Genomic DNA, 10,499 nt, shown 5'->3' with positions numbered 1-10,499 from the left:
AGCTCGTAACGGTCCACGCCGCCGCCTCCCGCCGTCGACCCCCGTGCGGGGGGCCGTACATGAAAAGAAGTGGACTTGCGCCCACTCCAAAAACCGTGCCGGGTCGGCACACTCCTGAAGTGGGGCCAATATACACCCGGGCTGGGCCCCGCGGCAAGGAAAAACCGGCTCCGGGATCCGGGGTCGGGCAGCTCAGTCGGGCGGGTGCCGGATCAGGTCCCAGACCAGGGCCCCCACCTGCTCCAGGCTGGCGGCCGAGCAGGCCGCCGGCACGTCGGCGGCGGTGTGCCAGGCCGGGTAGTCGAAGTCGATGAGGTCGACGGCGGGCAGGCCGCGATGCAGGAACGGCACGTGGTCGTCGAAGACCGCCGGCCCCGGCTCCGGCACGAAGGCCGACAGCCCCAGCGCCTCCGCCCGCGCGAAGACGGTCCGGGTCCACTCCCCGGCCAGCGCCAGGCCGTAGCCCTCCTGCGGGATCGCGAGGTCGCGGTCGCCGACCATGTCCAGCAGGATCAGCCCCCGCGGCGGCGGGCCGGCGAGGGGCGCGCCGAAGTCGTTCCAGTGCTCGGCCAGCCGGCGCGAGCCCAGGCAGTAGCCGTCGAGGTCCCCGGCGCGGCCGAGGTCCTCGCCGTCGAAGAAGATCAGCGCCACGGGCCGCGGCGGCGGTTCGGCCGCCATCAGCTCGGCCAGGTGTAGCAGGACCGCGGTGCCGCTGGCGCCGTCGTTGGCTCCGGTCAGCGGCCGGGCCGCGCGCGCGGGGTCGGGGTCGCGGTCGCAGGTCGGCCGGCTGTCGTAGTGCGCGCCGATCCAGAGGCGGGGGCCGCTGCCCCGGCCCGCCAGGATCACCAGGTTCGTCAGGCGCAGCGTCTCCCGGGCGTAGGGATGGGGCCGGTCGAAGGGCAGGCGGTGGGCGGTCAGCCCCAGGGAGCGGGCGTGTTCGAGGATCGCCGCCTCCAGGGCGGCGTGGCCGGGCGAACCGGGGATGCGCGGCCCCAAGGCGCACTGGCGCTCCAGCCAGGACATCGCCCGCGCGCCGTCGAACTCGGCGGCGCCGGCCGCGCCGCCCCAGGCCGCGGCCAGCGCCGCCGCGGCCAGGAACAGCGCGACGGCCGGCGGCGAGCGCCGCGGGCGCCCGGTGTCGCGGGAAGACACGTTTCTAGAAGACACGTTCCTAGAAGACAAAGGTCGCCTCCAGTCCCAGCCCGAAGCGCTGCGTCACCAGGTCGGTCTCCTTGACCGTGTCCCGCGAGTAGATGAACCGCAACGCCCCCGACAGGTTGCGGCTGAGCTGGTAGCTGAAGCGGGGGTTGAAGCTCCACCGGGAGGTGCCGGTGCTCTGGTCGGGCTCGCCCGCGCGGTCCGAGCCGGCGAACCAGCGTTCCGTGGTGTCGCGGGACATGCTGATGTCGATGTCCATGTTGATGTTCGGCTGGGCGCCGGGCTTGTAGAGGCCGAGCCGCGACAGCAGCTTCTCGGCGCGGAACTGGTGCCGCAGCTGCACGTTGACGTTGAAGCGGCCGGTCGAGCTCAGGCTGCCGGTCTGCTCGGACCGGTCCACGCTGCTGCCGACGTTCAGACTGGCCGACATGCCGTTCTGGAAGGTGAAGTTCAGGCGCGGCGTGATCTGGCTGGATTCGCGCGGGTTGTACTGGGTCGCCGTGATGTTCGGGACGTTGCGGGTGAACTTGTAGTTGACCTGCAGGTTGGCCGACCGCAGCAGGCCGTCGGTGCCGCCGCCGCCGAGCAGGCCGAGCCGCTCGAGCCCCGTCAGGGAGAAGCGCAGGTCCGGCCAGTCGCGGTTGTAGGATTCCGTCACCAGACCCGCCTGCTCGGCCTCGCTGACGGTGCGCGAGTAGTTCACGTCGAGCGAGGCCATGCGTCCCAGCTTCGTGCTGGTCGACATCGTGAGCGCGGTCTGGTCGCTGAGGCCGTGGCTGACGTAGAGCGATTCGGCGGCCGCGTAGTCGTTGTAGAAGCCGACGCGGTACCAGAACGGCGCGTTGCCGGTGAAGCGGCCGTAGCTCGCCTGCTTCTTGCGCGAGTAGTTGACCTGGACCGGCTGGGTCTCCCGCAGGACCTCCAGGAACCCGGGCAGGGGGTTCGGCACCCGCCAGCGCCGTCCCGGCGCGGGTGCGGCGGCGGCGGTGTCGGCGGCGGCGGCGGCCGCGACCGTTGCCGAATCGGCGAGGGCCGGGGCGGCGAGGGTCCGCTCCCGCTCGCGCCGCTCGCGGCGTTCCTGCTCGTCCCGCGCCTCATCCTCGGCCCGGCGCAGCAGCGCCTCCTCCTCGATCGCCCGGCGCTCCTCGTCCGTCAGGTTCGGGTCGTCGAGGCGCGGGTCGCGGACCGGCGTCGCGCTGGAGACGCCGACGGCACCCGGTTCTTCCGTCCCGGCCGGCTCGCCGGTCGCGGCGGGGCCGCCCGTCCCGCCGCCGCCCTGCTGGCGCCGCGCCTGTTCGGCCTGCTGCCGCAGGCGGGCGCCCTGCTCGTCGCGCGAGAGGGTGGACCGGCGCGGGACCAGCCGGTTGACCAGGCCGTCGATCGGCAGCGACAGGCGCACGGTCCAGTCGCCGCTGTTCTGGATGTTGCTGATCCCGGGCGGGTCGCCGGTCTGGCGCACCGACGGCGAATGGTTGTCGCTGAACGAGCCGTTGAAGTTCAGCGTCGGGCGCAGGGAACGCGAGGCGCGCAGCGCGAGGTCCAGCGGGCGCGCCCACCAGCCCGCGGGCGCTTCCAGCCGCTGGGGGGGCTGGAAGCGCAGCTGGACCTGCTGGGCGTAGACGTTCTCCTGCCCGAAGTTGAAGCCCAGGGCCTCTTGCGGCCGGAGCGGGTCGCGGTCGGAGCGGGCCGTGAAGTCCAGGTCGACGATGGGCAGCGGCCTGTAGGAGAAGGAGCCGGTGAGGGCGCCGGTGCGCGTCCGCTGCGTCGGGCGGGCCTCGAAGATCCCGGTCAGCACGTTGTAGTTCTGGGCGCGGCGCTCGGTCGCGGAGTAGTTGCCGCTGAACGTGACCTTCGAGGGCAGCAGCCCGACGCTCCGCAGCAGCGGGACGCGGCCGAGCAGCGGGACGGTCTCCAGCTTCCGGTCGCCGGCGATGCGCAGGTCGTACGTGAGCGAGCCCTGCAGGTTCTTGCCCCGCTGGATGGCCAGCGGCGTCTCGTCGCCGGAGCGCGAGCCGCTGAGGCCGACGGTCCAGGGATCGACGAAGTACCGCAACAGGGGGTGGACCGAGGGCGCCCGCGTCACGCGCACCGAGAAGCTCTCCCGCTCGTTGCGCGAGGACTCCCGCTCGCGCAGCGCCTCGTCGATGATCTCGATGTCGCTGTTGGTGACGTACTTGGGCCGGCGGACGCCGGACTGGCGGCCGAGGCTCACCGGCACGCGGTAGCCGAGCAGCGGCACGAAATCGTCGACGCGGAAGCTTGAGGTGAGGTTCCAGTCCTCGTTCGTGTAGCCCTGGCCGACGTCGCTGCTCAACCCGTGGAACTCGGCGTCCCGCCGCGACCAGTCGAAGTCGGTCTTGATGATGTCGGCCATGTTCACGCTCATGGCGATGCGCTCGGCGAAGCCCATCTCCCGCCGCACCGACTGCAGCCGGACGTCGTTGAAGTAGAAGTAGCCGCTGGCCCCCGCGCTGCGGTCGGTGTTGCGCACGCCCAGGTAGAAGCGCTTGACGCGGCGCAGGTCGGGCGAGCCGACGACGCGGACCCGGTAGTCGCGGTCGGCCTCCGAGTCGCGCACGCGCGTCACGATCCAGCCCGAGACGGGGTCCCGCGCGTCGAGCTTGGCGTTGCTGAGCTCGGCGAGGTCGAGGCTGATGGCCTGCCAGCCGCTGCGGGCGCCGTCGCTCTCGTCGAAGCGGTAGCTGATCTCGTAGTAGTTGAGCGTGTCGGCGCCGACCCGGTAGAAGACCTCCATGTCGGCCTGGTCCGGGTCGGGGTTGAAGACGTACCAGAGCAGGCGCTCGTAGCGCGTGAAGTCCTCGCCCTGGGGCGAGATCAGCCGGCTGGCGCGGACCATGTGCTGGCGCTGCAGGTTCTGGTAGTCGAGCACCAGCGAGGTCTCCTTCTCCTGCACCTGGTTCTCGATGCGCAGGGCGAAGGGGGGGGCGTAGTCCGGGTTCTCCTTGTTGTTCACCTCGCCGAGGAAGAACTCCTCCCCCGCCGCCAGGTCGGCCGGGGTCAGCAGCAGCTCGTCGGGCGCCGCGGCCGACGGCACGCGGCGCACGCCTTCCCGCTCCCAGCGGGTCCCGAGCAGCTTGATCTCGGTCAGCTGGATGTCGCGCACGGTCTCGGCGGCGGCCGGGTCGCGGTTCTCGAACCAGATCCGCAGGTGGGTCGCCGTGGCCAGCTGCGGCGTGATGCCGCCGGGCGGCACCACCGGCAGCCGGTCGCCGAGACGGATGCGGTACTTGCGCCAGGACAGCCGCTGGTCGAGGTTCGCGGTCACCTCCGACGGCGGGAAGTCGCGCAGGACGTCGACCATGGCCGAGTCGGCCAGGTCCACGCTGATCGTGAAGAAGCCGTCCTTGTCGTCGAGGATGGAGTCGCCGTCGAGGTCCTCGGAGTCCTCGCGGTTGTTGCCGGCGGTGCCGTTGATCCACGGGTAGGGGTCGCCGTCGGTGCCGAAGTCGGCGTTGAAGCGGTCCCGCACGGCGTCGTTGCCGAGACCGACGTCCTCGCGGATCTCCCAGATGCCGTCCGGGGCGTCGCCCATGACGCCGTCTTCGCGCTGGTAGGTGCCCGTCTCCAGCGCGCCGCCGGTCCCCACGGGCCAGTAGCCGTCCTCGTTGATGTACCCGAAGTCGAAGTGCAGGGTGCCGTCCGGCGTCGTGCCGAGCGCCTCGTGCCGGAAGTCGTTGACCCAGAACTCGAGGAACTGGGCCTTGGTCAGGTCGACGCCGTTGCGGCCGAGCCCGTGCGTGATGCCGCCCCAGCTCTCCGGCGTCCACGCCTCGCCGCCGTTCGACAGGTGGATCTGGAGCACCTGCTGCGACTCGCGCGCCTCCTGCTCGCGCAGCTCCGGGTTCAGGTAGCGGCGCTGGGTGATCTCGCGCGGCAGGAACCAGCGGGTGTCGAGGCGCCCCTGCGGCGTGAACTCGCGGCCGACCAGGTAGGCGCGCGGGTCGCCCGGCGGCACGGACAGGCCCGTGCCGTGCGCCGGGACCGAGGCGGCGCTCCAGGCCAGGCGGTTGACGGGCAGCAGGTCCGAGGAGTCGACCCCCTCGTAGTCCTCGACGTAGACCTCGTTGAAGGTGTTGGGGTTGGGGACGCTCAGGGCCAGCTCGCCGGTCAGCCGCACGTTGCTCTCGCGGTCGGAGTCGTGCCGGCTCAGCAGGTTCGCGAACCCGGTCAGCACCCCGGGCCGCACGGTGACCTGGCCGTTGAGGTTGCCCACGAGCGTGCGGCTGGGCTCCTCGCCCAGCTTCGCCTTGTGGCCCACCACCGCGTTGCTCTCGTAGAGCCAGGTGGTGGCGAAGCGGCCGTCGCGCCCGACGTCCATCCCCAGGTTGAAGCCCATGAGGCTGCTGTTGCCGCCGCCCACGAAGGGGGCGAACTGGTAGTTCACGGCGATGCGGGAGTCCGCCGTCATGTTGGCGGCGGCCTCGCCCTTGAGCGTGACCTCGCCGAAGGAGTAGTCGATGACGTAGTCGGTGTCCCGCACCAGCGTGCGGCCGTCGAGCGTCACGGTCTCGGAGCCCTCCTCGATGTTCGAGGCGCCGAGGTTGAAGGTGCTGGAGGCGGCGGCGTGCGTGGCCACGAAGCGGTACTGGGTGTACTGGGTCATCTGCTGCGGGGTGATGGCGGTGCTGTAGATCTGGGGGATGGTGTCCAGCAGCGTCGTCTGCGGGTCGTACACCGAGGAGTCGGCGAAGGCCTCGTAGACCTCCGGCGCGGCGTTGAACGGCTCCGGGAAGTCGAGCGGGAACTTCAGCAGGCCGCGGGTGAGGTCGAAGAGGTAGGGGTCGTGCGCGTCGACCCGGTCGTCGTGGCCGGCGACGTTCTGCGGGGTCGTGCGGTCGAGCCCGAAGATGCGGATCCACTTCAGCCCGCTGCCGGCGCCCGTGTTGTCCAGGTCCTGCTCGGGGTAGTTGGTCTGCAGCGTGGTCTCGAGACGCAGGTCGAAGCTGGCGGCGTCGATGTTGCTGCCGCCCAGGGGGTAGATGTTGCGCAGCACGTACTGCCAGGTGTAGGGCTCCGGGTTCTGGGGCTTCAGCATCTTCATGCGGTAGTAGAGCTCGCCCTGGTACTCCACGCGGTTCGTCTCGTCGACGCCCGGCTTGTCGCCGACGCGCCGCCGGGTGCCGTCCGGCAGGATCACCTCGTAGATGACCGCCAGCACGTCGTAGAAGCCGTACTCGCGCAGCAGGTCGATCGCGACCAGTTCGTCGTTCTGGTCGCGGATGATCTCGAAGTTCACCGGCCGCCACAGCTCGCCGTAGTGGCCGCCCGGCAGCGCCGCGCCCACGGTCTCGGCCGACCAGAGCCCGGTGGTGTCGGTCACCGCCACGATGTTGCGGATGTCGCCGTCCTGCTGCCGGCCGGTGACCGACAGGAACACCTGCACCGAACCCAGGTCGATGCTCTCCTGCTGCCGGTCGCGTCCCGGCACATCGGGGCGCCGGTGGGCCACGATGTCGTTCGGCGGCAGGTCGAGGCGGAAGAAGCGGTTGTTCAGGTACTGGTAGGCGTAGATGACGTGCTCGGTCTGGGAGCCGCCGCTGGAGTTGAAGGTGCGGCCGGCGCTCTCGGCCTTCTGCTTGGTGGCGAGCACCGTGAAGTCGGCGGGGCCGAACTGGCCGGTCACCTTGAGGCCGAACAGGCCCGACGCGTTGGAGCTGTAGCCGAGCAGCTGGCTACCCGGCAGGGTGAGCCCCACGTCGCCGGTCTCGATCGTCTGGATGATCTCGTCCTCGGTGCCCTCGAAGGTCAGGCGGATCTTGGTCGCCTCCGGCCCGAGCCCCTCGCTGTTGTGGTCCACCTCGAGCTTGATCTTCTCGCCGATCTGCCCCGAGAGGTTGATCTGCAGCTGCTGCTCCATGTCCAGGGACGGGAACAGGCTCTGGCTGCGGCGCCGCTCGCTCTGGACGAAGTGGTTGCTCAGCGTCGACTCGCCGGCGATGGAGATGTGCTCGCGGCCCGAGATGCGGATGTTGGTCTTCTCGCCGCGGCCGATGATCTTCTCGAGGGTCCGCGGCAGCTTGATCGGGATCGTCAGGTTGATCAGCCCGGTCTGCGTCCCGGCGCCGCCGGCGCCGCCGCGCAGGTCGAGGTCCCTGGCGAGCGCGACCCGGTTGCGCACGGCCAGCCGCCGCTCACGGGCCGCGGCCTGGTCGTCGATGAACAGCTCCACCTCGGGCGCGTCGGTGTCCCGGGGCGGGTAGTAGACGAAGCCGCCGGGCAGCTCGCGGGGGGATTGCGTCAGCAGGAAGTACTCGGGGTAGCTGAAGACGGTCTCGATGCCCAGGGGGCCGGACGACTCGGTCACCGTGACGCGGCGCTTCCAGTCGGCGCCCGCCGCGGCGTCGGAGAGGTACCGCAGGCGGCGGTCGAAACGCGACAGCGAATCCGTCCCGACGGGGTCGAACCCCAGCGCCAGCATCCGTTCGCGCAGGACGAGCCGGTCCTCGCCCAGCAGGCGGGGATCGTCGGTGGAACGCAGCAGCGGGTCGAGGCCCCAGAGGATCAGGTCGCCGGCGGCGGCCCCGCCCGCGGCGCCCAGCAGCGCGAGCCACGCGATCAGGAAGAGCGGCGCGGCACGGACGAGCGCGGGCCGGGACGGCGGCGACCGCCTGCCCCGGCCCAGCCTCCGGTCGCATCCCCGCACACCGAACAACCTGAGCCTCCCGCCGGGCCGCCACGCGCGGCCCGCCCCCGTCGGCGGGGAACCGGTGAGATGATGACCGAGCCGGAGGATCCCGCCTCGAAGAATCGTTGTCCTGCCGGGAACCAGTGGCTACACTGCGGGTTCCCGGTACGAACCAGGCGCCCTCGATCGTCCTCGAAAGGAGTCAGGCCGCCCCCTTCAGGCGACAGGAGCGGCCGCGGCGACCACCATGATCCTGCTCCAACGGCATCTGCTGCGCGCCACCGCCGGACCCTTCGTGTTCGGCTTCTTCGTGATCACCTTCGTGCTGATCATCGACAACCTGTACCGCTACGTCGATCTGTTCGTCACCAAGGGCGTGCCGTTCGTGGTGGCCACGGAAGTGCTTCTGTTGAGCCTGGGTTACACGTTTGCATTATCCGTGCCCATGGCGGTCCTGATCGGGGTCCTGATGGGTATCGGCCAGCTCGCCACGGACCACGAGATCACGGCCATGAAGGCGAGCGGCGTGGGGCTCTACGCCATCCTGCGGCCCCTGCTGTTCGGCGCCGCGCTGGTGGCGGCCGGCCTGACCGCCTACAACCACTACGTCTTCCCGGAGTCGAACCACAGGCTAGCCAACCTCCTGTACGACATCAAACACAAAAGACCGATGATGGAGATCCGCGAGCAGATGTTCACGGACCTCAACGACCTCACCACCATCTACGTCAAGGAAAAGAACGAGAAGACAAACGAGATCCTGGACATCGTCCTGCTGGAGCGCAGCGGGCCCGGCGACACCTCCCCGACGATGACCACCGCCGCGCGCGGCCTGATCGTGCCCCTGCACGACCGCAACGCGATGCGGATCGAGCTGTACGACGGCGAGATCCACGACCTGCCGGAAGACCGCGACCTCTCCCAGTACACCATCACGCGCTTCCGCCGGCACGACCTGCAGCTCGCGGACGTCGAGCGGGACCTCGAGGACTCCGGCCGCACCAGCCGCGGCGACCGCGAGATGGACTTCACCGCCCTGCTCGGGGCCGCCGCCGAGGCGCGACGCGACCGCGAGGAGACCATGGCGGGGCAGCGGGAGCTGGCCGGCGGGGCGGCGGAGCGGCAGTGGCTGCTGCTGGACGCGCCGGCGCGCGGGGGCCTGACCGAAGCCCCGTCCGGCGGCCCGGCCGACACCCGCGGCCGGCGGCTCGAGATGCTGCGCGCCACCCGCCAGGAGGTGCAGCGCGTGCGCCGCGCCTCGGAGTTCCAGCTGAGCGTGCTGCGCTCCAAGCAGGCCCGCGAGAACACCTTCCTCGTCGAGTTCCACAAGAAGCTGGCCATCCCCGCCGCCTGCGTGGTCTTCGTGCTGATCGGGCTGCCCATGGCCGTCACGGCGTCGCGCTCCGGGCGGGGCGTCTCGCTGACCCTGGCGCTGGCGTTCTACCTCTTCTACTACCTGTTCCTGATCGGCGGCGAGAAGATGGCCGACCGCGGGCGGCTCGACCCGGCCCTGGCGATGTGGGCGGCCGACGGGGTGCTGACGGCGATCGGGATCCCCCTGCTCGTGCACGCCGCGCGCGAGAACGCCTGGGGCCGACGGACGCGGAGACCGTGATGCAACTCGTCCACCGCAGCGTCGTCGCCGGCTTCCTGCGCATCCTGGGCTTCACCCTGGTCGGCGCGATCGTCCTGTTCTCCCTGGTCGACCTCTTCGGCCACCTCGACAACTTCGTCGACAACCACGCCACGGCGTCGATGATCGCCCGCTACTACCTGAACAAGATCCCCTGGATCCTCGACACGGTCCTGCCCATCGGCATGCTCATGGCCACGCTGTTCACCGTCGGGGACATGGCCCGCTACAACGAGCTGAGCGCCATGTTCGCCGCCGGCCGCTCGCTGCTGCAGACGACCCGCCCCCTGCTGGTCCTGGCCCTGCTCGCCTGCCTGCTCTCGCTGGTCTGGGGCGAGTTCGTCCTGCCCCGCACCAACGCCCGGGTCGCGCGCATCTGGGAGGTCGAGATCCACGGCAACCCCGACCGCGTGCGCCCGACCAACGACGCCGCCTTCAACGGCACGGACGGGCGCCTCTACTACGTCCGCAGCTTCTCCCCCGAGCGCCAGCAGATCCGCGAGTTCCGCGTCCATACGGTCGCGGGAGCCCGCGTCCTGGAGCGGATCGACGCCGCCAGCGCCGACTGGGACGGCAGCCAGTGGGTGCTCGCGGACGGGACCCGCCGCGTCTTCACCGCCCGCGGCGACAGCCTCATCCGCTTCGCCGAATACGCCTCGGGCCTGGACGGCATCACGCCGCGCACCTTCCTCGACGACCGGCTGAAGCCCGAGGCGATGAACGCCCGGCAGCTGCGGCGCTACATCGCCATGATCCGGCGCAGCGGCGGCGACGCCACGGCGCACAGCGTCGACCTGCAGTTCAAGCTGTCCTTCCCGGTGGTGCACCTGATCGTGGTGGTGCTGGGCATCCTGCTGGCCTCGAGCCCCCGCAAGACGACGGTCGCCTCGGGGTTCGGCTGGACGATCGCCATCAGCTTCGGGTACTACCTGGCCATCAACTTCGGACGGTCGCTGGGCCACAACGGCACGCTCCCCCCCTTCCTGGCGGCCTGGGCCGGCAACCTGGCCTACGCCGGGGTCGCGATCGTGGCGTGGCTGCGAGTGCGCCGGTGACCGGGCG

General features: G+C 70.8%; 4 protein-coding genes. 2 read left to right on the top strand and 2 right to left on the bottom strand.

What is annotated here, in order from left to right; genetic code table 11:
* Nucleotides 1-192: 192 nt before the first annotated feature.
* Both Q7W29_09535 and Q7W29_09530 read right to left on the bottom strand, forming a co-directional pair.
* Entirely contained in the window at nucleotides 193-1,152 is a 960-nt protein-coding gene (locus tag Q7W29_09535; GenBank protein ID MDO9172061.1) for a M28 family peptidase, read from the bottom strand.
* 19 nt (nucleotides 1,153-1,171) lie between these two features.
* Entirely contained in the window at nucleotides 1,172-7,822 is a 6,651-nt protein-coding gene (locus tag Q7W29_09530; protein ID MDO9172060.1) for a hypothetical protein, read from the bottom strand.
* A 229-nt stretch (nucleotides 7,823-8,051) separates the two neighbouring features.
* Here Q7W29_09530 and Q7W29_09525 point away from each other — a divergent pair, with 229 nt between their 5' ends.
* The gene (locus Q7W29_09525; protein MDO9172059.1) at nucleotides 8,052-9,419 is read left to right on the top strand and encodes an LptF/LptG family permease; all 1,368 of its coding nucleotides are present in this window, start codon (nucleotides 8,052-8,054) and stop codon (nucleotides 9,417-9,419) included.
* A complete protein-coding gene (locus tag Q7W29_09520) occupies nucleotides 9,419-10,492 on the top strand; it encodes an LptF/LptG family permease (GenBank protein ID MDO9172058.1) in 1,074 nt (357 codons plus the stop codon). Before Q7W29_09525 ends, Q7W29_09520 begins: the two co-directional genes overlap by 1 nt.
* The last annotated feature ends 7 nt before the right edge of the window (nucleotides 10,493-10,499 follow it).

The sequence above is a fragment of the bacterium genome, assembly GCA_030654305.1.
Taxonomy (GTDB): domain Bacteria; phylum Krumholzibacteriota; class Krumholzibacteriia; order LZORAL124-64-63; family LZORAL124-64-63; genus PNOJ01.
This window is presented reverse-complemented; position numbering and strand designations above follow the sequence as displayed.